Below are 23,595 nucleotides of genomic sequence, written 5' to 3'. Positions count from 1 at the left end.
TTGCTACAAGCCTATAAAGAGAAGGTAAATTTCACAAAAGGTGATGTATTTCAGCTATTGTATAATCGTAATTTAGTATCTAAAAAAGAGGGTGAATATCAGCTTAAAAAATCTGCAATTTTACTCTTTGGTCAAAATCCTGAACGTTATATTCCTTCGGCTTCCGTCCGTTATATTCGTTATGATGGAACGATTGCAAAGGTGGGGACAGAGCATAATGTCATCAAAGATCAACGTTTTGAAAATAATATTCCTAAACTGATTGACGAAGTGGCTTATTTTTTACGAGCTTCGTTGAGGGATTATTATTTTTTAGATATTGAAACAGGTAAATTTAGGAAAGTCCCTGAATATCCCGAAGAGGCGTGGTTAGAAGGTGTGGTAAATGCTTTATGTCATCGTTCTTATAATGTTTCTGGTAATGCCATTTATATTAAACATTTTGATGACAGACTAGAAATTAGCAATAGCGGTCCATTACCTGCACAAGTAACGATTGAAAATATTAAAATGGAGCGTTTTGCAAGAAATCCTAGAATTGCAAGGGCTTTGGAGGATTTTGGTTATGTTCGCCAACTAAATGAGGGTGTCTCTCGAATTTATGAGTCAATGGAAAAATCAATGCTCACTCAACCAGAGTACCGAGAACAAAATGGTAATGTTTATTTAACATTGAGAAATCGGATCAGGTTACACGAGAAAACTATATCAACGGAACTTATGGTTCTTATTGAAGAAAATTGGTTAGCTTACAATGAAACACAAAGAAAAATTCTTACTTATCTATTTTTAAATAATATGGCAACATTAACCGAGTTAGTTGAACATACAAATATTAATGCTAACTCAATACGAGCTTATTTAAATAGTTTTATTGACAGTCGTATTATTGAGCGCCATAGCTTAAAACAGCGTGATGTCAATGCAATATAGACGTTTAAAAAGGGTTAAGTAAGTTCTAACACATTTTAAGCAAGTTTAGCATTAAGTGATAACTTATTGAAAAATAATTGTTTTTATGTATTAAGCAAGATTTAAAAGAAAATAAGCAAGTTTTTATTTTTCTTTCCAGTATCAGGTATAGGCAAAATGATTGAAACTATCCCCATTACCGAAACAAATAAATTTATCGTTTTAGATAAATATGAGCAATTAGAGCAAGGTTCGAGTTATCAAACCGAAAGCGATTTGGAACGTGAATTTATTGCTGATTTACAAAATCAAGGCTATGAATATCGTACCGATTTAAATAGCCAAGAGGCGTTATTAAAAAATGTAAGAAAACAATTAGAAACGCTGAATAGTGTGCAGTTTTTAGATTCGGAATGGCAACGTTTTTTAACGGAATATTTAGATAAACCGTCTGAAAATATCATTGATAAAACTCGCAAAATTCATCACGACCATATTTATGATTTTGTGTTTGATAATGGGCGAATTCAAAATATTTATTTGGTGGATAAAAAACAAATTGCTCGCAATAAGATGCAGGTAATTAATCAATTTGAGCAAATGGGAACGCACGCTAATCGCTATGATGTTACGATTTTGGTCAATGGTTTGCCATTGGTGCAGATTGAGCTGAAAAAGCGTGGCGTGGCAATTCGTGAGGCGTTTAACCAAATTCATCGTTATAGCAAAGAGAGTTTTAATAAAGAGCATTCATTATTTAAATTTTTGCAGATTTTTGTGATTTCAAACGGTACCGATACTCGTTATTTCGCTAACACCACTAAGCGAGATAAAAACAGCTTTGATTTTACGATGAATTGGGCGAGATCGGATAACACGCTAATTAAAGATCTGAAAGATTTTACTGCTACGTTTTTCCAAAAAAATACCTTGCTCAATGTGCTTTTGACTTATTCGGTTTTTGATGTGAGCGATACGCTTTTGATTATGCGACCATACCAAATTGCCGCAACAGAGCGAATTTTATGGAAAATTCGCAGTTCATATTTGGCGAATAATTGGTGTAATACGGAAAGTGGTGGTTATGTTTGGCATACTACAGGTTCAGGCAAAACGCTAACCAGTTTTAAAGTAGCTCGTCTTGCTACTGAATTAGATTTTATTGATAAGGTCTTTTTCGTGGTGGATAGAAAAGATTTGGACTATCAAACGATGAAAGAATATCAACGTTTTTCGCTTGATAGTGTAAATGGTTCGGACAGCACTGCAGGGCTAAAAGCCAATATTGAAAAAGATGACAATAAAATTATCGTAACCACCATTCAAAAATTAAATAACTTAATGAAAAGTGAAGATAAATTGGCGATTTATCAACAGCCTGTTGTCTTTATTTTTGACGAATGCCACCGCTCACAGTTTGGCGAAGCTCAGAAAAATTTACGCAAGAAATTTAAAAAGTTCTGCCAATTTGGTTTTACTGGCACACCGATTTTTCCTGAAAATGCGTTAGGAAGTGAAACTACCGCCAGTGTGTTTGGTAGAGAGCTACATTCTTATGTGATTACCGATGCGATTCGTGATGAAAAAGTGCTGAAATTCAAGGTGGATTATAATGATGTTCGCCCGAAATTCCGTGATATTGAAACTGAACAAAATCTTGACAAATTAACCGCACTTGAAACCAAAGAAGCGTTATTGCACCCAGAGCGTATTAAGGAAATTACCCAATATATTTTGAGTCATTTCAAGCAAAAAACACACCGCTTGAATGCTACGGGTAAAGGCTTTAATGCGATGTTTGCGGTGAGTAGTGTGGAGGCTGCAAAGCATTATTACGAGCAATTCAAACTGCAACAACAAGCAGTCGAAAAACCGTTAAAAGTTGCAACGATCTTCTCTTTTGCTGCAAATGAAGAACAAAATGCGATTGGCGAAATTGAAGATGAAGGCTTTGAGCCAACGGCAATGAATAGCTCGGCAAAAGAATTCTTGGCATTGGCAATTGATGATTATAACCAAATGTTCCGCACTAATTTTGGCGTGGATAGCAAAGAGTTTCAAAATTACTACCGTGATTTAGCAAAACGTGTGAAAAATCAAGAAGTGGATTTGCTGATTGTGGTGGGAATGTTCCTTACAGGCTTTGATGCCCCGACACTGAACACATTGTTTGTGGATAAAAACTTGCGTTATCACGGCTTGATGCAGGCTTTTTCTCGTACGAACCGCATTTTTGATGCAACTAAAACATTTGGTAACATTATTACTTTCCGTGATTTGGAACAAGCAACGATTGATGCGATCACTTTATTTGGTGATACGAATACTCGTAATGTTGTGCTTGAGCGAAGCTACCAAGATTATATGCACGGCTATGAAGATTCGTCAGGCAAGAAACATCGTGGTTATTTAGAGGTCGTTAAAGAATTACAAGAAAAATTCCCAGAACCAAATAATCTTGAAACAGAAGAAGATAAGAAAGCATTTACTAAGTTGTTTAGTGAGTATTTACGCTTAGAAAATGTGCTACAAAATTATGATGAGTTTCACGAGTTAGTTAAATCAGGACAAGATAATCAGGTTTGTGAAACACCAGCTACTTATGGCAGCAATGCAGTAGAAACACTTACGGAGCGTCAAGTTCAAGATTATCGTTCGGCTTATAATGATATTCGAGATTGGCAACGACGAGAACGAGATAACGCTGAATCAAAATCTTCCGTTGATTGGAGCGATGTTATTTTCGAGGTTGATTTACTAAAATCACAAGAAATTAACCTAGATTACATCCTTGAACTGATTTTTGAACATAATAAGAAAATCAAGAATAAAGATGCTTTGGTGGAAGAAATTCGTCGAATGATCCGTTCAAGTATTGGGAACCGAGCGAAAGAAAGTTTGGTGGTAGATTTTATTCATCAAACGGATTTGAACAGTATTCCTGATAAAGCAAGCGTGATAGAAGCCTTTTTCCAATTTGCTCAAAAAGAGCAAAAAAGAGAAGCGGAAGAACTGATTCAAACTGAAAAATTAAACGAAGAAGCGGCAAAACGTTATATTAGTAGCTCACTAAAACGTGAATATGCCAGTGAAAATGGCACAGATTTAGTGAGCATATTACCAAAAATGAGCCCTCTAGATCCTAAACGACACAAGAAAAAAGAAACGGTTTTACAAAAAATTGTTTCTTTTATTGAGAAGTTTAAGGGGGTAGGCGGAAGCATTTAATTTAGAATTAGGATAAAAATGGCACTACTAAATTTATCCAATGCCTATTTAGGTTTTGGCGATCATCCATTATTGGATCATACAGAATTACATATTGAACCGGGCGAGCGGGTTTGTTTGGTTGGACGCAACGGGGCGGGTAAGTCCACGTTGATGAAAGTCTTGGCGGGCGAAGTTCAGTTGGATGACGGTAAACTGATTTTTGAAAAAGATATTGTGGTGGCACGCCTTGAGCAAGATCCGCCTCGACATATTCAAGATACGGTATTTGATTATGTGGCGGAAGGAATTGTGCATCTTAGCGACTTATTAAAGCAATATCACCAAATTTCGCAACAAATGCAGACTGATTACAGCGATGACTTACTGTCGAAACTTTCGCAAGTACAGGTACAGCTTGAGCATAATAAAGGTTGGCAGTTTGAGAATCGTATTCAAGATACTCTTAAATTATTGGAATTGGAGTCGGATAAGCGTTTATGCGAATTATCGGGCGGTTGGGTTCGCCGTGCGGCATTAGCTCGTGCATTGGTAGCGGATCCGGATATTTTGTTATTAGATGAACCGACCAACCATTTAGACGTGGAGGCAATCACTTGGCTTGAGGATTTATTGCTCAATTTCAAAGGCTCGATTATCTTTATTTCGCACGACCGTTCGTTTATCCGTAAGATGGCGACTCGCATTGTCGATCTTGACCGAGGTAAGCTAGTTTCTTATTCAAGCAATTACGATCTGTATTTAGAAACTAAAGCGGAAGATCTGCGTGTTGAAGCATTACAAAATGAGCTGTTTGATAAAAAATTAGCACAGGAAGAAGTATGGATTCGTCAAGGCATCAAAGCTCGCCGTACTCGTAATGAAGGCCGTGTGCGAGCATTAAAAGCTTTACGAGAAGAACGCCGCAATCGCCGAGAAGTACAGGGAACCGCGAAAATTCAAATCGATCAAACCGCACGTTCCGGCAAAATCGTATTCGAAGTGGAAAATGCGAGTTATGAAATAGAAGGTAAAACCTTGCTGAAAAACTTCACAACCACAATTCAACGAGGCGATAAAATTGCGTTAGTTGGGGCAAATGGTTGCGGTAAAACGACCTTTATTAAATTGTTATTAGGCGAGTTGCAACCGACTTCGGGCTCAATTCGTTGCGGTACGAAACTAGAAGTGGCTTACTTTGACCAATATCGGGCGGATCTCGATCTTGAGAAAACGGTAATGGATAACGTAGCGGACGGCAAACAAGACGTTGAAGTAAACGGGGTAAAACGCCACGTGTTAGGTTATCTACAAGATTTCTTGTTCCCGCCCAAACGTGCGATGACTCCGGTGAAAGCCTTGTCAGGCGGTGAGCGTAACCGTTTATTATTGGCTAAATTATTGCTAAAACCAAATAACTTATTGATTTTGGATGAGCCGACCAATGACTTAGATGTTGAAACCCTTGAGTTATTGGAAGAGTTATTGGCGGATTATCAAGGCACATTGCTGATTGTGAGCCACGACCGTCAATTTATCGACAATACCGTGACGGAATGTTATTTCTTTGAAGGTAATGGCGTTCTGAATAAGTATGTAGGCGGTTATTTTGATGCGAAACAGCAACAAGAAAACTACCATGCTACGCTTGCACAGAACCAGCCGAACAAGCGGTCAAATTCTGCAGAAAATTTGCAAAAAACAGAAGAAAAACAACCGCTTGTAACGAAGTCAGAACCGGCTAAAAAAGTAAAACTTTCTTATAAAGAGCAAAGAGAGTTAGATGAATTACCGGCAAAAATGGAAACTTTAGAGGCGGAAATGGAAAGTTTGCAGGCAGAAGTAAATAGTGCGGACTTTTTCAGTAAAGATCCAAGCTATACGCAAGCGCAATTACAAAAATTGGCGGATGCGGAAATGGCGTTAGAGGCCGCTTTTGAGCGCTGGGAAGCGCTAGAGAATATTCGTAACGGTAATGTTTAGCAATTAATTTCTCGTTTAATTTTTTTGATTAAACGAGAAAATCTTATAGCATTGCTTTGAGGATATTAAACAGCTTTTGTTTATCTTGAATTGAAAAAATATCGTGGGCAGAACCGGGGTAAAGTGTAACACCGATTTCTTGGTATTTTTGCCAATCTAAGCGGTCAAATTCCACTAAATCTTCGCGATTACCGCTAGATAAAAACAAATGTAGCTGATTACGGAAGCCTTGCTGTTGCTGTAATAGCGCTAAGTCGGTTAACTCAAACCGTGCAAGTTGATAACGTTCATTGAGTGCTTCTCGATAAGTGCTCATATGAATTTTATCGAAGACTTTTGTCTGTGGAGAAAATGCAAAGGTTTGATCGGCAAATAGGTAATGCCCAAATAAAATCGCAGCATAGCCTCCGGCGGAGCAGCCGGCAGTAATTATTTTTGTCGGTTGTAACGCTGAAATAAGTTGTATTAAATAAGCAAGATAGTATTCAAAGTGTAACAAATACCACGCCTGAAAATTATCTTTCACACAGATATAGTTATATTCAGGATGCTGCAAAATAAAAGAAGAAAAGGAAAAATCTAATGCTGTGTGATTCAGCTGATTTAGATTAGTTAGCTGTGGATCTTGAAGGTAATAGTTTTCAATATGCTGAAAATAGAAGCCTTGAAAAAAGATAATAAGCGGTGCGTTTTCTTGATTTTTTACCACTTTAAAAGAATGCTCAAATGAGAACTCAGGTTTTGCAGGATGAGTTAATTGCTTATTTAATAGGTCAAGTAAAGCATATTCATCATAATGCGTTTGCTGTGTAAGTACGAGAGAGTGTGGGATAAAAGATGATGATTGCTGGATATATTGCATATAGCGTTGATATTTTTCAGCATTTAACATAGGAAAGCCTATTTAGTTGAAATTTTTTGGATAGTATATGACAAGAATTGATAATTATGAACAACGTTTTGGCGGAATCGGGCGACTTTATATGCCAGAAGGTTTAGCTAAATTACGCCAAGCACATATTTGTGTGATTGGGATTGGTGGTGTTGGTTCTTGGGCGGTAGAAGCACTTGCACGTTCGGGAATCGGCAAAATTACCATGATTGATATGGACGATATTTGTGTAACGAATATTAATCGTCAGATCCACGCAATGAGCGGTACGGTTGCTCAGTTAAAAACCAAAGCGATGAAAGAACGTATTGAGCGGATTAATCCCGAATGTGTGGTGGAAATTATTGATGATTTCATCACACCGGAGAATATCCCCGAATATCTGAATTGTGGTTATGATTATGTGATTGATGCAATTGACTCGGTGAAAACCAAAGCGGCACTCATCGCTTACTGTAAGCGTAATAAAATCAGAATGATTACTACAGGCGGTGCAGGCGGTCAAACCGATCCGACTCAGATTCAAATTACCGATTTAAGTAAAACGATTCAGGATCCGCTTGCGTCTAAAGTACGTTCGTTATTGCGTAAGGAATATAACTTTAGCCAAAACCCAAAACGAAAGTTTGGTATTGATTGTGTATTCTCAACGCAACCGCTCATCTTTCCAAAAATGGGAGAGGGCTGTGAAGTATCTGCAACAATGAATTGTGCAAACGGATTCGGTGCGGTGACAATGGTAACGGCAACCTTCGGTTTCTTTGCGGTAAGTCGAGTGATTGATAAGCTGTTAAAGGCTTAGTGACAAGCGGTTAAATTTCTCTGAAAATTTGCAAAAATAGCTGAAATTTGACCGCTTGTTTCAAGTAAAAAAAGGGCTAACTTTCGTTAGCCCTTCGTTCATTTATCAATCAATCATAATAAGGAATTTGGTGAGATTACTTGCCGTAGTAAGCTTTAGTCATTAGTTCTTCCATATCTTCTACCATCGCAAGACGTGGGTTCGCTGGTGTACATTGATCCTCAAAGGCATTTAGCGCAAGCTCACGACGTGCGGCTAAGAACTCTTGCTCATCAATACCTTGCTCACGTAACGACATTTTTACACCACAACGTACTGCTAAATCGTGTACGGCTTTTGCATAAGATTCCACCGCTTCTTCCGGAGTTGTTGCAGGTAAACCTAAAATACGTGCGATGTCTTGGAAACGTTTATCCGCAACATAGTTAGTGTATTTCGGCCAAGTTGCTACTTTAGTTGGGCGAGTACCGTTATAACGAATCACGTGTGGTAATAAAATCGCATTGGTACGACCGTGAATCGTGTGGAATTTACCACCGATTTTGTGCGCCATTGAGTGACAAATACCTAAGAATGCATTCGCAAACGCCATACCTGCCATGGTTGAAGCATTGTGCATTTTCTCACGAGCGACTTCATCAAATTCTTTCACTGATTTTTCTAAGTTTTCGAATACCAGTTTAATTGCTTGTAACGCTAAACCGTCAGTGTAGTCGTTGGCAAGAATTGAAGTATAAGCCTCGGTTGCGTGGGTTAATACGTCTAAGCCTGTATCCGCTGCAACGTGAGCCGGCACTGACATTACTAATGCAGGGTCAACAATCGCAACGGTTGGGGTTAATGAGTAGTCTGCTAACGGATATTTAATATCGCCGTCAGTAATTACCGCAAATGGTGTGACTTCAGAACCTGTACCTGATGTGGTAGGAATACCGACAAATTTCGCTTTACGACCTAATTGTGGGAATTTGAACGCACGTTTACGGATATCCATAAATTTCTGAACTAGATCACGGAAATCCACTTCCGGTTGTTCATAGAATAACCACATTACTTTTGCCGCATCCATTGGTGAACCGCCACCTAATGCAATAATGGTATCCGGTTGGAAGCTGCGCATAAGCTCTGTACCGCGTTGTACTGTTTGTAGGCTTGGATTCGGTTCAACATCGGTAAATAATTGAATCATTACATGATTACGACGTTGGCGTAATTGTTCGGTAATTCTGTCTACAAAGCCAAGCTCTACCATTGAACGGTCGGTTACGATCATCACTTTTTCAGCATTTTTCATTGATTTGAGATATTGAATTGAATCACGCTCAAAGTAGATTTTTGATGGAACTTTAAACCATTGCATATTGTTTCTCCGTCTGCCCACACGTTTAATATTAATTAAGTTCACTGCACTTACGTTGTTACTTACAGAGTTTTTACCGTAAGAACCACAACCTAATGTGAGGGACGGTAGGAATGAGTTATATACATCACCGATACCACCGAATGTTGAAGGTGAGTTCCAAATCACACGGATCGCTTTAACGCGCTCGCCGAATGTTTTTGCTAATTCGGCATTTTGTGTGTGAATTGCCGCTGAGTGACCTAAACCATGGAAATTCACCATTGCTTCAGAAAGCTCTAAACCGTGTTCGGTTGAGTTTGATTTTAATAATGCAAGTACCGGTGATAATTTTTCACGAGTAAGCGGCTCACCTTCGCCGACAAATGCACATTCTGCGAGTAGAATATTGGTTTTTGCTGGCACACTAAAGCCGGCTTGTTCGGCAATCCATGCTGCCGGTTTACCTACTACCGCTGCATTTAATTTTGCACCGGCACAGTTTTCGTCTTTCGCTTTATCCACGCCGAAAATGAATTTTTCTAATAGTGCTTTTTCTTTTTTATTTACTAGATATACACCGTAAGATTGCATTTCTTTAACGAAATCGGCATAGATTTCTTTATCGACAATTGCTGCTTGTTCAGACGCACAAATCATACCGTTGTCAAAAGATTTTGACATTACAATGTCATAAACCGCTTGTTCTAATTTTGCTGTTTTTTCAACATAAGCCGGTACGTTACCCGCCCCAACGCCTAATGCTGGTTTACCGCAAGAATATGCAGCTTCAACCATGGCGTTACCACCTGTTGCAAGAATGGTTGCGATACCCGGATGTTTCATTAATGCTGAAGTACCTTCCATTGACGGGGTTTCAATCCATTGTACGCAATTTTCCGGTGCGCCGGCAGCAATTGCCGCATCACGAACAACTTGTGCTGCATGAGCTGAAGATTTTTGTGCAGATGGGTGGAAAGCAAAAACGATAGGATTACGAGTTTTGAGAGCGATCAACGCTTTGAATATGGTGGTTGAGGTTGGGTTAGTTGTTGGGGTGATACCACATACAACACCGACAGGGTCAGCGATTTCAGTAATACCTGTGACATCATCTTCACTAATTACGCCGGCTGTTTTTAAGTGGCGCATATTATTGACGACATATTCACAAGCAAATAAGTTTTTAGTTGCTTTATCCTCAAATACACCTCGACCTGTTTCTTCATAAGCGTGCATTGCGAGTACGCCATGTTTATCCAGTGCCGCCACAGAGGCTTTCGCTACGATATAATCCACTTGTTCTTGGTTCAGCTGACGGAATTCGTCTAACGCTTTTAGACCTTTTTCAACAAGTACATTTACTTCTGCTTGAGCGTCATATGGTTGTGCATTTTTTGCATTGTTAGCCATAGTTTGGTTCCTCTAAAGTTTAAAATTTCAAATTTTTTTAACTGATGAAATTATTGCCTAAATGTTTGTAAATTTCATTTAAAATAATAACTCTTTAGAAGTATTTTTGATTTGAATCAAAAATAAAATAGCGTGAAATTTATTGGAAACGAATAAAAAACACACCGTTAACAGTGTGTTAACTTTGCACAGAAATTTTGGAAGTTCGGGCAATTAATGGTAGGATAACACCACTTATATAAATAGAATAAAGTTGTGAAATTACCTATGAAAGATATTTTGCGTATTGCAACACGCCAAAGTCCGTTAGCGCTATGGCAAGCCAATTTTGTGAAAGACGAATTAGAAAAACGTTTTCCGGAACTCTCGGTTGAATTAGTCACTATGGTAACTAAAGGCGATATTATTTTAGATACTCCATTAGCGAAAATCGGTGGTAAGGGTTTATTTGTAAAAGAATTAGAATTAGCGCTTTTAGAAAGCCGTGCGGATATTGCGGTGCATTCGATGAAAGATGTGCCGATAACGTTTCCGGAAGGTTTAGGTTTGGCGGTAATTTGTGAGCGAGAAGATCCGCGTGATGCGTTTGTTTCAAATAAATATCAAAATTTAGATGAATTGCCAGCCGGAGCTGTTGTAGGTACATCCAGTTTACGCCGCCAGTGTCAATTAATGGCAAAATATCCGCATTTGGAAGTGAAATCTTTGCGTGGTAATGTCGGCACTCGTTTATTTAAATTGGATAACGGTGAATATGATGCGATTATTTTGGCATCGGCAGGATTAATTCGCTTAGGTATGCCTGAACGCATTCGTAGCTTTATTGCGGTAGAACAATCATTACCGGCTGCAGGACAAGGTGCGGTAGGAATTGAAACACGTGTAAATGATGAGCGTGTATTAAATTATCTTGCGCCATTAAATCATCATCCAACCTCTTGTTGTGTCATGGCGGAGCGTGCGATGAATACTCGCTTACAAGGTGGGTGCCAAGTACCGATTGGTGGCTTTGCAACGCTAAATGGGAATGAAATTACTTTAAATGCGCTGGTCGGTGCACTTGATGGATCAAGCATTATTCGGGCATCTGGTGTAGCGGATATTGCAAATGCTGAACAGCTAGGAATCTCTGTTGCCGAACAGCTTCTGGCACAAGGTGCAGATAAAATTCTCGCAGAAGTATATAAAGACGAATAATATGAATGTGTTGATTACTCGCCCGGATCATCGAGGGCAAGAATTAGTTGAGATGCTGAATCAGCATCAAATTTTTGCGATTCATCAGCCGTTATTTACAATTGAAGCGGGGATGGAACTTCCTCAGTTGCCTTCAGTTATGGCTCGGTTAAATGCCGGTGATTATGTGTTTGCAGTATCTAAACACGCAATTGATTTTGCTTCGACAACTTTAGAACAAACCGGTTTTCATTACCGCGCAGATCTAAATTATTTCGCAGTAGGTCAACAGTCAGCGCAGTATTTTTCATCTCGTAGTGAACAGTCGGTACGTTACCCCATCACATCCGAAAATAGTGAAGGCTTGTTATTATTAGATGAAATGCAAGATCTAAGCGGTAAAAATCTATTGATATTGCGAGCAGAAATGGGGCGTGATTTACTGGCGGAAATAGCAATTTTTCGAGGTGCGGAAGTTCAATATTTGGAATGTTATCGCCGAAAATATGTCGAAGAGAATATTGCTGAAAAAATCAGCTTGTGTAAACGTGTCGGTGTCGATACGATAGTCGTCACAAGTGGTGATATTTTAACAACTTTATATGAACAAACGGCGGAAGAAGACCGCGTATGGCTATCAGAATGCCGTTTGATTGTCGTTAGTCAGCGAATTGCAAAAATGGCATATAAATTAGGATGGGAGCAGAATAACGTGATTCTCTCCGAAAAAGCAGACAATAACAGTTTGCTGGAAACCGTATTGAATGTGATCGAAAAATCGAACTAAGGTGGGCGTATGTCAAAAGATAAACAGGTTATTGAGCAAGTAGAAGATGTTGTGGATACAGCAAATTCCGCAGTAGATAAAGCGGTCGAATTAGGTAAAGAATTTGCAAAAGATTCTGAAAAATTGACCACTTACGATACGGAGAAAGAGGATATTAAAGTGGATTCGAAAGCAGAAGAGAAAACAGTTGTTGTTCAAAAATCTGGTGGAAAAGGGATTGCTTTTCTTGCCTTATTAGTTGCGATAGCTGTTGGTGGCGCTGGTCATTATATGGCGAATAAAAAATTTAGTGAGGTTGAACAACAAATTGCGCAACTCGTAGATAAGCCGGTGGAAACATTAGGTGAAGTACCAACTTTTGAAGCAGAGAAAGCTCAGCTTGCAGAATTAACAGACAATTATCAAAAAACATTGGAGCGAATTACTCAATTGGAGCAAGAGCAATTATCGTATAGTTCTCAAATTGCGAATCTACAAACTCAACTCCAAAAAGTAAGTGGCGTACCGCAGTCAGATTCAGTCGTTTGGAAATTATCTGATGCCGATTTTCTACTTAATAACGCTTTACGTAAGTTAGTACTTGATAATGATATTGATACAACCAAAATGCTTTTACAAGAAGCTGATGCAGTATTAGCACAAGTGGCGAATGGTCAGGTAGATAATATTCGTGCGGCAATCAAGAACGATTTATCACAGTTGGCGAATGTAAATAATGTAGACCAAAATAGCATTATGCAACATTTGACCACGCTTGCAAATAATTTGGATGATTTACCAATGTTAGCAAATGAAATGGTGGATGAATCTGCAATGGAGAGCGGAGAAGTGAGTGATTCGATTCAAGATTGGCAACAAAATATTGAGAAAAACGTCGGCTCATTCTTAGATCACTTTATTCGTGTAAGTGATCGTAATAAAGCTGATGAAAAAGCATTTGTTGCGCCAAATCAGGAAATTTATTTACGTGAGAATATTCGCTTACGTTTACAAATTGCAATTTTAGCCGTACCTCGTCAGCAAAATGAGTTATATAAGAAATCATTAGATGCGGTGAGTACGTGGATTCGCAGTTATTTCGATACACAAAATGAAAATGTAAAAAACTTCTTAAAAGAATTAGATGAATTAGTGGAACAATCGGTTTATGTTGATGCGCCGGCAAGTTTGCAGAGTTTAGAATTGTTGGAACAGTTATTGAATAAAGCACCGCAATCGGTTGAGAAAATCGAAATTAAGGCGGAGAAAGAGCTAACCAATCCGGCACCTGCAGAAGAACAAAAAGCTAAAGCGGACGAAAAGGTAACTCTGGTAGAAGAAAAACCAGCTGAAAATAAGCAAGAACAGCTTGTAGAACAACCGGTGCAACAACCTGCGGTACAATAGGAGATATTGTCTATGTTTAGAGTTCTTTTCTTAATGCTTCTGCTTTTGGCAGGGCTAATTGCCGGTCCTTATATGGCTGGTAGCCAAGGTTATGTACGCATTGAGACGGCAAGTAAAGTAATTGAAATGAGCTTAGTGATGCTCGTTGTCTTTTTTGTTATTGCAATGGCGGTGGTTTATACGGTGGAATGGGTAGTTAGTCGTTTCTGCCGTTTAAGCAAAGGGTCGTATAACTGGTTCTTTAATCGTAAACATAAAAAAGCTCAGCAGGAAACTCTTGAGGGGTTAATAAAAATGAGCGAAGGCGATTATTCAAAAGCTGAAAAATTATTTAGCAAGAATGCGAAACACGCGGATGAGCCGGTATTAAATTTACTTAAAGCGGCGGAAGCTGCTCAGCAACGAGGCGATGATTTTAGTGCTAATAAATATTTAATTGAAGCTGGAGAATTGGCGGGTACAAATAATGTTGCTGTTGAATTGGCTCGTGCAAAAATTCTAATGCAACAAGGTAAATTGCCTGCCGCTCGTAGTGCGATTGACAGTTTAATTGAATTAGCACCACGTAATACGGAAGTGTTGCGTTTAGCGATTCAAATTTACAAAGATTCAAAAGCCTATAATGCGTTGGATACGATTTTAGAAAGCATTGGTCAGCGTAGTTTCTTATCTGCAGACGAATATACCGAATTAGAGCATTTTGTTGATGACGGTCTGTTAGATGAGAAAATGAATGAAGAAGGTCAAGACGGTTTATTAACATGGTGGGAAAATCAACCGAGTCGCCGTCGTAAATCGATCTATGTGCGTATCGGTTTGATTAAACGCTTAATTGATACGGATGATCACGATTCTGCACAAGAAATTGCGCTTGAAACGCTGAAAAAATATGAAGATGAGCAGTTAGTCCCATTATTTGAACAGTTAACCCGTTTACAAGTTGCGGAAGATAGTAAATTGGTTAAAGTGCTGGTAAAAAGAGCAGATAAAGCCGATTCGCAATATACGGATGATTATGCAAGAGCATTAGGTTATATCTATACCCGAGAAGGGCTATTTGAAAAAGCGAAAAACTATTTTGCTCAGTTGATTGAGCATCGTGAGTGTGTTGCAAATGATCGTATTATGGCATTGCATGTTGCTGAACAAACACATGATACTGTGTTAGCGAATAAGATTCGTGAGATTAATTTGAAACAAGTGAGTATGGATAAGAAAAATGATACTCAGGAAGCGACAACAGCATTAGCTGAAAAATCAGCTTAATTTATTGTATAGAAAAAGCCACTTATTGAGAAATAAGTGGCTTTTTTGTTGAGATTAATTAGTGCTTTTTACTAAATACGTTCATTAACGGTAAAATAATGAGGCAGCAAATTGAACCGATAATAATACCAATCACAAAATCAACGAGGCTCGCGAATTGTGCCGGAATACCTTGTTCAACGAAGCGATGAATTTCGGCAATATTATGAGAGAAAATACCCCCACCAACTAAGAACATGGCAATCGTACCGATAACTGAAAGTGATTTCATAAACCATGGCATAATCACAAGTAGAGCTTTACCGATAGATTGCGATAAGCCACTTTTCTTCTGCATTAACCATAAACCGATATCATCCAGTTTTACAATTAATCCAACCAAACCGTATACAAAAATAGTGATACCGATCCCGATACTTGAAAGAGAAAGAATTTTGATCATTGTTGAAGATTCTTGTAATACACCTAATGCGATAATAATAATTTCTGCCGATAAGATAAAATCGGTACGCACCGCACCTTTAATTTTATCTTTTTCTGAAATTTGTTCTTCTTCTGAAGCGGTATGATGTTCATCTTTTTTGTGGAGGAATCTATGTAATAACTTCTCTACACCTTCAAAACATAAATAAGCACCGCCAATCATTAACAATGGAAGAATGGCTTGTGGCAAGTAAATAGATAGAAGTAGCGCAAGCGGAATCAAAATAACTTTATTAATCAGTGAGCCTTTTGCGACACTCCAAACAATCGGTAATTCTCGATCTGGGCTAATATTTTTCCCGCTTACTTGATTTGTGTTCAGCGCTAAATCGTCCCCGATTACGCCGACGGTTTTCTTTGCCGCAACTTTGGTCATCATTGATACGTCATCAAGAACCGCAGCAATATCATCTAATAGTGTAAATAATGAGCTAAATGCCATTGAGATACTTTCCTTAAAAATAAAAGTTATATAAAAAAACCGAGCTAAATAGCTCGGCTCTTCTGATTTCAATTCGAAATTAGCGACGTAAACCTAAACGTGCGATAGTTTCTGAATATTTAGCAAGATCAGTACGTTTTAAGTAGTCTAATAATTTACGACGACGTGAAACCATACGTAATAAACCGCGACGACCGTGGTGATCTTTTTTGTGCGCAGCAAAGTGTGCTTGTAAGTGGTTGATTTGAGCTGTTAATAATGCGATCTGAACTTCTGATGAACCAGTGTCTTTTGCATCACGACCAAATTCAGCAACGATTTTTGCTTTTGCTTCTACGCTTAGAGACATTTTAATATCCTTTTTGTTAAGGGTTGATAATACATCCTTCGCCAATCTCTAACTCAGCGAGGACAGGAAGCCCGAATTCTAAAGATAAAGTGGTCAAATTTCAACTAAAATTTGCAAAATTAATGCGAAGAATGACCGCTTGGTTGTAAATATTCCTCTCTATTCGGATCGACTGTTTTAGATTTGCGAATCATTGGTTCCACGGTTGAACCTTGCACTAAAATTGAAAACATCACCACTGCATAGGTCATAACCAGAATTAAATCCTTCACATCTACCTCGCCGGCAAATGCGACTTTACTCGGAATAGCCAATGCCATTGCTAGCGCAAGTCCGCCACGTAAACCACCCCATGTCATAATTTTTAAGGTATAAGGGTTGTAAGTACGGAATTGCTGCATCGCTTTGAACGGAATCCATAAACTGAGATAACGTGCAGCTAAGCAAACCGGAATTGCCACAATCATTAAGATAACGCCGTAAATATTGAAATCGACTAATAGCAAGGCAAAGCCAATTAAAAAGAACAGCAGTGAGTTAAGGAAATGGTCGATCATTTCCCAGAAGTGGTCAAGATAGCGTTGGCTTTGTTCTGAAAAACCTGATCGACGCGTCCAGTTACCAATCATAATGCCGGAAACTACCATCGCTAATGCGCCTGATACGTGCAAAATATTACTTGCGAACATAAAGCCGGCAGTAGGAATTGTGAGGGTGATGAGCATCTCCATCGAGCCGTCATCGGTTGAGGAAATTAAGATATGCGCAATAAAACCGAGCACGAAACCGAATAAAACACCGCCGATAGCTTCATGCATAAACAGCCCCATAATACCGGAGAAAGTGGCTTCTTGTCCGCCGAAAGCAACAGCAAAGACAGTAACGAAAATTACAAGACCAACACCGTCATTAAATAATGATTCGCCTTCAACTTGCATAGATAAGCGCTTTGGTGCACGTAAGTTTTTGATAATTGCCAATACTGCTATTGGGTCGGTTGGCGAAATAAGTGAGCCGAAGACAACGCAATAAATAAAATCAATAGGTAAGCCGATAAGATGAGCGACACCCCAAATTAAGCCAGCGATAAAGAAGGTTGAAGCGAGTGTAGAAAATAAGGCAAAAGTGGTAATTTCCCATTTTTGATCTTTTAAAATCGGCAGTTTTACCCCAAGTGAACCGGCAAAAAGCAAAAAACCAAGAATACCGTTAAGTAAAAAGCTCTTGAAGTCGATTTGTTCCATCACTTCTTTGGCAATGGTGTCGATATTAAACCAACCTAGCGAGCCTAAAACCCAAACGAGTAATGAGCAAACCATAGCTGCTGCGGTAATTGCAATTGTTGATTGTACTTTTGCGCTAATTTTACTTGTAATAAATCCGAGAAAAATAGACAGCGCCGAGAGGAAGCAAATATATGCGTAGATGCCCATAGGTAATCCTGTCGATATGAATAAAAGAAATGAAAAAGCCAAATCTAGGCTGATGAAAGTGTGAAATTAAAACAATTTTTCGTATTAATGTAAAGGGAAAAGGCGAACTTAAAGGGTTGCAAGCGGTCTGATTTGTGCGTAAATTTACCAATAAATTTGTAAAAAAGTGACGAATTTCAGATTTGAGAATTGCTCGCTTTACAGTATAATCAGCACAATTTTTTGCATTAAACTTAATATTTAGGAATCTATCAATGATCGAAAAAATGCATGAACGGACAAATGGTCCCGTATTTAAAATCATTTTTGCATTAGTCTCTTTATCTTTCGTGATTACCGGTATCGGTACTGGTTTAGTGGGGATTGATACTTCTGCGGTTAAAGTGAATGGTACAGCTATTGAGCAACAAGCATTCAATGCTGCAAAAAGTCGCCAACAAACTATTTTAAATACGCAAATGGGCGAACGTTTTTGGGATTTATTAGATACACCGGAATATGCGGCTCAATTCAACCAGTCTATTTTAAATGGCTTAATTGATGATGAACTTTTGCGTCAATATGCTCAGAACCTTAAATTAGGTATCAGTGCGGAACAAATCAAATCAGAAATTGTAAATAGCCCGACATTCCAACAAGACGGAAAATTCAATAATCAATTATATCAACAAGCATTACGTAATAACGGCTTAAGTGCTGACGGTTATGCTGCGATTGTAAATGAAGGAATGTTATTTTCTCAAATTCAAGAAGGGATTGTTGGTAGCCATTTTTCCGTACCGGCAGAACAAGAATTATTAGCTAAATTATTACTGCAAAAACGTCAGGTTCGTTTAGCAAATTATTCAGTTGCAGCTGAGGCACAAAATCAGATCGCTTCAGGTGAAGAATTACAGGCTTATTATGATGCGCATAAAAACGCATTTGTTGAGCCGGAAAAACTGACTGTTGAGTATGTGACCTTAACACCGGAAAATGTGGCAAAAAATGTTCAAGTTACAGATGAACAAATTGCGACATATTATGAAAAAAATAAAGCGGATTATGTTACCCAAGGCGAAACGCATATCGCTCACATTCAACTAGCAAATGAAGCGGATGCTAAAGCACTTGAGCAACAGCTTGCTGGCGGTGCGGATTTTGCTGCATTGGCTAAGGCAAAATCAACTGACAAATTATCGGCGGCACAAGGCGGTGATTTAGGTTGGGCGAAGGCGGGAACTTTCCCGAGAGCGTTTGAAGAGGCGGCGAATGGCTTACAAGTTGGTGCCGTTAGTCAAGCAGTCAATGTAGATGGTGCTTATCATATTATTAAAGTGCTAGCGCGTAAAAATGAACAAGTGATTCCGCTTGAGCAAGTAAAAGACAATATTGCTAAAACAATTCGTAATGAATTGTTATTAACCGAATATTCGAACCTAGCACGTGAAATGGCAAATAAAGCGTTTGAAAATAACGGTTCATTAGAAAGTGTGGCACAAGCGGGTGGTGTAGCGATTCAAAAAACAGCGCAATTTACCCAACAAAACGTACCGGCTGAATTAAATAATGAGAAAGTATTAAAAGCGTTATTTAGTGGTGAATTACGTCAAAGCGGTCAAAATTCAGATGCTTTAGATATCGGTGATGAACATCATCCGAAGACAATGTTTGTACGTGTAAGTGATTATCAAGCTGAGCGTGTAAAAACCTTAGATGAAGCAAAGGCGGATGTTGAAGTTGCAGTGAAACAGCAAAAAGCTGAGCAAGCGTTAATAGCTAAAGCGCAAGAAACAATTAAATCGTTGGAAAGTGGTCAAGCGGCAGATGTTCAGTTTGGTACGGCACAAACATTAGTTTATGCACAAGCGCAAGGACAACAACCGGTATTAGCGCAAACCGTGTTTGCTATGACAAAACCGGCTGATAAAGCGACTTATAGTGTCGCTCGTGATGAGCAAGGCAATGTGGTGATTGTTGCTTTGGATAAGGTGATTGATGGAAGTTCGGAAGAATTTAAACCGCTTGCGGTGCAATTTAGCCAAGCAGATCAATTACTATTACGTAATGATTTATTAAAAGATTTACGTGCAAAAGCCTCCATTGAAGTGAATGCAGATTTTATGGAACAACTAGGATCAGCATCACATTAATTTGAATTAGCTATTGTTATAAACGCCTAGAACATTGAGTTTTAGGCGTTTTTATTTTGTCACAAGATCGTATCCCCGATATAATGTTAATTTAGCTGTTATGTAAAAGTAGGTTTGTGTGGAAATAGTCATTAATCTTGCCATTTATCTTCAATTTTTTATCGGTTTATTTGCGATTGTGAACCCGTTTGGTTCATTACCGATTTTCTTTAGTATGACAAGCCATCAATACGAGGCTGAGCGTAATCATACAAGCCTAGTGACGGCAGTTTCTATCGGAGTCATTTTATTAGTCAGTTTATTTTTCGGAAAACTGATTTTAGATGCTTTTAGTATCTCGCTTGATTCTTTCCGTGTAGCGGGCGGCTTCTTGATTGTGAGTATCGCTATGACGATGATCAGCGGTAAATTAGGTGAGCATAAACAAAATAAAGAAGAGAAAAATGCCGATGTAAGCGAATACGAAAATATCGCCGTTGTACCGTTGGCTATGCCTATTATGGCGGGGCCGGGTGCTATCGGTTCTACGATTGTTTGGGGAACGCGTTATAATCATTGGGTTGATTATGTCGGTTTTAGTCTCGCAATCGGCGCATTTGCGGCGGTATGTTATGTTTTATTTCGTTTTTCTGCGCCATTGGTTAAAAAGCTAGGAAAAACGGGTTCTAATGTCGTTACTCGTATTATGGGATTGATCTTGATGGCATTGGGTATTGAAATTATTGTGGCGGGTTTAAGTAATCTATTTCCTGGTTTAACATCTATTCATTAATAGGATTATACAGATGCTTTTTCTTAAACAAGCGGCCAAATTTTGGCGATTTTTTACAATTTGTGTGTTAAGTGCAGGCTTACTATCCGCTTGTGATCAGCAAAATTCGCAAACACAAGCGGCAAAAGCAACTTCAACAGCATCTTCTCTTCAGGATAGAAATATATTAAAGCGTGCTGTATATGCGGAGCGCTTACGTGTTGATACGCATTTTATTCGAACAGCGGATGAGGCGGCTTTTGCACGGGATATTTTCGCCGGTTTGGTTGAGTTTAATGAGAAAGGTCAAATCGTGCCGGTACTCGCTAAAGATTGGTTTAGTGAAAATAATAAAGATTGGTTATTTATTCTTGATGACAGTGCTAAATGGTCAAACGGCAAAAGTGTAACGGCAGACGATTTTGTGGCTAGCTGGCAGCGTTTGGCCGATCCTAGAAACGCATCTCCCCTTGCGCCTTACCTAACCTATATGGGCATAGAAAATGCCAAAGAAATTGTTGAAGGGAAAAAGCAAGTTAGTGAATTAGGTGTAAAAGCGTTAAATTCGAATAGCTTACAGATTAAGCTCAGTAAACCAAATGCGCAATTGGTAAAAATGTTAGGACATTCCGCTTTACTGCCGACTTTTAAAGGCGATGCACCGAAGCTTAATTCCTTAGTTACGAGCGGCGCTTATCGGATTACGGAAATTAGTGATAGATCTGCGAAATTACAAGCGGTTAAAAACGGCTTAGGTTTTGCAACAGTAGAGCATTATGCTATCGGTGATTTACAAGCGATTAAGCAATTTGACGTAATTGAGAACCCATTACCAAGCCAGCAGCATAATATTTGGGAATTCCCTCGCTTATGTACTTATTACTATGAGTTTAATTTTGCCGATCCGCAATTGAAGAAAAAAGAAGTACGCCAAGCGTTGAAAGCAATAGTGCTTTCTGCACGTATTCCACATTTATACGGCGTGGCTAATTTCTCTGTATTACCAAGGAATATGCAGGCTTCTGTGACTCGCCAATGGGCGGTAGTGGTTGAGCCATTATTAGCCCAGGCTGGAATTAACGTGCAGAATCCGCTGAAATTAACCTTGCTGTATGATGATCATGGCAGACACAGCGTGATTGCAAACCAAATGATACGTACTTTAGGAGAGTCTGATCTATTACAGATTCAGCCGCAGGGGGTAAGCTGGGAACAATTTTTAGCATTAAGAGAACAAAAAGCGTTCCAATTAAGCCGAGCGGGCTGGTGTGCCGAGTATGCGGATCCATTGCCGTTTTTATTACATTTCCATTCGCAAAGCCCGGATAATAAGAGTAATTATGCGAATGAAATTGTCGATAAACAATTAGAGCGTCTGCAAAATGAAAAATTATCGGAAGAGCAGCGCCAACAACTCATTCATAGCATTGTGCAACAATTAGAGCAGGATGTGGCGATTTTACCTATGTTCCAATATCATCGCAAAGTTGCGTTAGACTCCACCATTTTAGGTATTGATCTACGTAACGATAGCGAAGTAATTTATAGTAAACATTTATATCGAATGAAGCCCAAGGATTAATTGATGAATCAACTTAACGAACAGCAATTAAGTGAAATTAAATTTATCTTACAAAATTTCACTTACCCTACATTGCAAAAAGACTTAATCGCACTGAATGCGTTTAAAAAAGCGGAATTAGGTGCAGGCATTTTGCGTTTGGAATTTACCATGCCGTTTGCTTGGAATAGCGGTTTTGAAGCGCTGAAAACGGAAACGGAAGCGAAACTCAAGCAAGTTACCGGTGCAAATGAGATAAAATGGATTCTAAATTACCAAATTGCAACCTTAAAACGTGCCAATAACCATCCAGCAGTAAACGGTGTAAAAAATATTATTGCAGTAACCTCTGGAAAAGGCGGTGTAGGTAAATCGACCACTTCAGTAAATCTTGCATTGGCATTAAAAGCACAAGGGGCAAAAGTAGGAATTTTGGATGCGGATATTTACGGCCCGTCGATTCCGCATATGTTAGGTGCGCAGGATCAACGACCGACCTCGCCGGATAATAAACACATTACCCCGATTGAAGTCTACGGTATTCAATCAAACTCAATCGGTTATTTAATGGCGGAAGATAATGCAACCATTTGGCGTGGGCCGATGGCAAGTTCCGCGTTAAGCCAATTATTGAATGAGACGTGGTGGACAGAGCTGGATTACCTTGTGATTGATATGCCACCGGGTACCGGTGATATTCAATTGACCCTTTCGCAGCAAATTCCGGTAACCGGTGCGGTGGTGGTAACCACTCCGCAAGATATTGCATTATTAGATGCAATTAAAGGCATTTCAATGTTCCAAAAAGTGTCGGTGCCAGTATTAGGTGTCATTGAAAATATGAGCGTACATATCTGCCAAAATTGCGGTCATCACGAAGATATTTTTGGCACCGGCGGTGCGGATAAAGTGGCGAAAAAATACGGCACGCAAGTATTAGGTCAAATGCCGTTGCATATTCGCTTACGTCAAGATTTGGATGCCGGTACACCGACTGTCGTTGCGGCACCGGAACACGAAACCAGCCAAGCGTATATCGAATTAGCGGCAAAAGTCGCTTCGGAATTATACTGGCAAGGTTCAGTTATCCCGTCTGAAATTATGATTCGTGAAGTAAAATAAAACTCAATAACCACGAGAACACAAGCGGTAGAATTTGCAGAAAAATTTGCAAATTCTACCGCTTGTTTTATCATACCAGTCAGCATAAAATCATTTTAACTAAACTCAAATAGAACTCCCTATGTCAGCCCAATCCGATTACCGTTATACCTTGGAAGC

At 39.0% G+C, this 23,595-nt stretch carries 17 protein-coding genes; 12 read left to right on the top strand and 5 right to left on the bottom strand.

Translation table 11 applies throughout. The features are described from left to right. From C228_RS15195 to C228_RS0110130, 3 genes are all read left to right on the top strand, one after another. Positions 1–933, top strand: a complete 933-nt coding sequence (locus C228_RS15195; RefSeq protein ID WP_018652507.1) for an ATP-binding protein — start codon at positions 1–3, stop codon at positions 931–933. Positions 934–1,089: 156 nt separating this feature from the next. After that, the gene (locus C228_RS0110135; RefSeq protein WP_018652506.1) at positions 1,090–4,140 is read left to right on the top strand and encodes a type I restriction endonuclease subunit R; all 3,051 of its coding nucleotides are present in this window, start codon (positions 1,090–1,092) and stop codon (positions 4,138–4,140) included. An 18-nt stretch (positions 4,141–4,158) separates the two neighbouring features. Continuing rightward, positions 4,159–6,102 carry an ABC transporter ATP-binding protein gene (locus C228_RS0110130; RefSeq protein WP_018652505.1) on the top strand — a complete coding sequence of 648 codons (1,944 nt, stop codon included), beginning with the start codon at positions 4,159–4,161 and terminating at the stop codon, positions 6,100–6,102. Positions 6,103–6,145: 43 nt separating this feature from the next. Here the strand turns inward: C228_RS0110130 and C228_RS0110125 are convergent, their stop codons facing one another. Then, positions 6,146–6,994 (bottom strand): hypothetical protein, encoded by an 849-nt coding sequence (locus C228_RS0110125; RefSeq protein ID WP_018652504.1) that lies wholly within the window; start codon positions 6,992–6,994, stop codon positions 6,146–6,148. Positions 6,995–7,031: 37 nt separating this feature from the next. Between C228_RS0110125 and tcdA the strand changes: the two genes are divergently transcribed. Further along, positions 7,032–7,796 (top strand): tRNA cyclic N6-threonylcarbamoyladenosine(37) synthase TcdA, encoded by a 765-nt coding sequence (gene tcdA, locus C228_RS0110120; protein WP_018652503.1) that lies wholly within the window; start codon positions 7,032–7,034, stop codon positions 7,794–7,796. Positions 7,797–7,932: 136 nt separating this feature from the next. On the opposite strand, the gene adhE is transcribed toward tcdA, so the two are convergent. Continuing rightward, positions 7,933–10,548 (bottom strand): bifunctional acetaldehyde-CoA/alcohol dehydrogenase, encoded by a 2,616-nt coding sequence (gene adhE / locus C228_RS0110115; protein ID WP_018652502.1) that lies wholly within the window; start codon positions 10,546–10,548, stop codon positions 7,933–7,935. 267 nt (positions 10,549–10,815) lie between these two features. On the opposite strand from adhE, the gene hemC reads away from it, so the two are divergent. Genes hemC through C228_RS0110095 form a run of 4 tightly spaced genes read left to right on the top strand, consistent with a single transcriptional unit; the run spans position 10,816 to position 15,163 of the window. Further along, positions 10,816–11,745, top strand: a complete 930-nt coding sequence (gene hemC, locus C228_RS0110110) for a hydroxymethylbilane synthase (RefSeq protein ID WP_018652501.1) — start codon at positions 10,816–10,818, stop codon at positions 11,743–11,745. A gap of 1 nt (position 11,746) precedes the next feature. Beyond that, positions 11,747–12,511 (top strand): uroporphyrinogen-III synthase, encoded by a 765-nt coding sequence (locus C228_RS0110105; protein WP_018652500.1) that lies wholly within the window; start codon positions 11,747–11,749, stop codon positions 12,509–12,511. 9 nt (positions 12,512–12,520) lie between these two features. Then, a complete protein-coding gene (locus C228_RS0110100; protein WP_018652499.1) occupies positions 12,521–13,897 on the top strand; it encodes a uroporphyrinogen-III C-methyltransferase in 1,377 nt (458 codons plus the stop codon). Positions 13,898–13,909: 12 nt separating this feature from the next. Beyond that, a complete protein-coding gene (locus C228_RS0110095; protein WP_026313280.1) occupies positions 13,910–15,163 on the top strand; it encodes a heme biosynthesis protein HemY in 1,254 nt (417 codons plus the stop codon). A 58-nt stretch (positions 15,164–15,221) separates the two neighbouring features. Here the strand turns inward: C228_RS0110095 and C228_RS0110090 are convergent, their stop codons facing one another. From C228_RS0110090 to C228_RS0110080, 3 genes are all read right to left on the bottom strand, one after another. Next, on the bottom strand, positions 15,222–16,088 hold the full coding sequence (locus tag C228_RS0110090; RefSeq protein ID WP_018652497.1) for a DUF808 domain-containing protein: 867 nt from the start codon (positions 16,086–16,088) through the stop codon (positions 15,222–15,224). A gap of 79 nt (positions 16,089–16,167) precedes the next feature. Beyond that, on the bottom strand, positions 16,168–16,437 hold the full coding sequence (gene rpsO, locus C228_RS0110085; protein WP_014991115.1) for a 30S ribosomal protein S15: 270 nt from the start codon (positions 16,435–16,437) through the stop codon (positions 16,168–16,170). 119 nt (positions 16,438–16,556) lie between these two features. Beyond that, positions 16,557–17,870, bottom strand: a complete 1,314-nt coding sequence (locus tag C228_RS0110080) for a cation:proton antiporter (protein ID WP_018652496.1) — start codon at positions 17,868–17,870, stop codon at positions 16,557–16,559. A 254-nt stretch (positions 17,871–18,124) separates the two neighbouring features. Here C228_RS0110080 and C228_RS0110075 point away from each other — a divergent pair, with 254 nt between their 5' ends. From C228_RS0110075 to apbC, 4 genes are all read left to right on the top strand, one after another. Continuing rightward, on the top strand, positions 18,125–20,002 hold the full coding sequence (locus C228_RS0110075) for a SurA N-terminal domain-containing protein (RefSeq protein WP_018652495.1): 1,878 nt from the start codon (positions 18,125–18,127) through the stop codon (positions 20,000–20,002). 118 nt (positions 20,003–20,120) lie between these two features. Next, positions 20,121–20,774 (top strand): YchE family NAAT transporter, encoded by a 654-nt coding sequence (locus tag C228_RS0110070; protein WP_018652494.1) that lies wholly within the window; start codon positions 20,121–20,123, stop codon positions 20,772–20,774. 13 nt (positions 20,775–20,787) lie between these two features. Further along, the gene (locus C228_RS0110065; protein WP_018652493.1) at positions 20,788–22,335 is read left to right on the top strand and encodes a peptide ABC transporter substrate-binding protein; all 1,548 of its coding nucleotides are present in this window, start codon (positions 20,788–20,790) and stop codon (positions 22,333–22,335) included. Positions 22,336–22,338: 3 nt separating this feature from the next. Beyond that, positions 22,339–23,436 carry an iron-sulfur cluster carrier protein ApbC gene (gene apbC / locus C228_RS0110060; RefSeq protein ID WP_018652492.1) on the top strand — a complete coding sequence of 366 codons (1,098 nt, stop codon included), beginning with the start codon at positions 22,339–22,341 and terminating at the stop codon, positions 23,434–23,436. Positions 23,437–23,595: the final 159 nt, after the last annotated feature.

The organism is Actinobacillus capsulatus DSM 19761, assembly GCF_000374285.1.
GTDB lineage: Bacteria > Pseudomonadota > Gammaproteobacteria > Enterobacterales > Pasteurellaceae > Actinobacillus > Actinobacillus capsulatus.
Note: the sequence above shows the minus strand (reverse complement) of the source record. Positions and strands in the feature narration are given on the sequence as shown.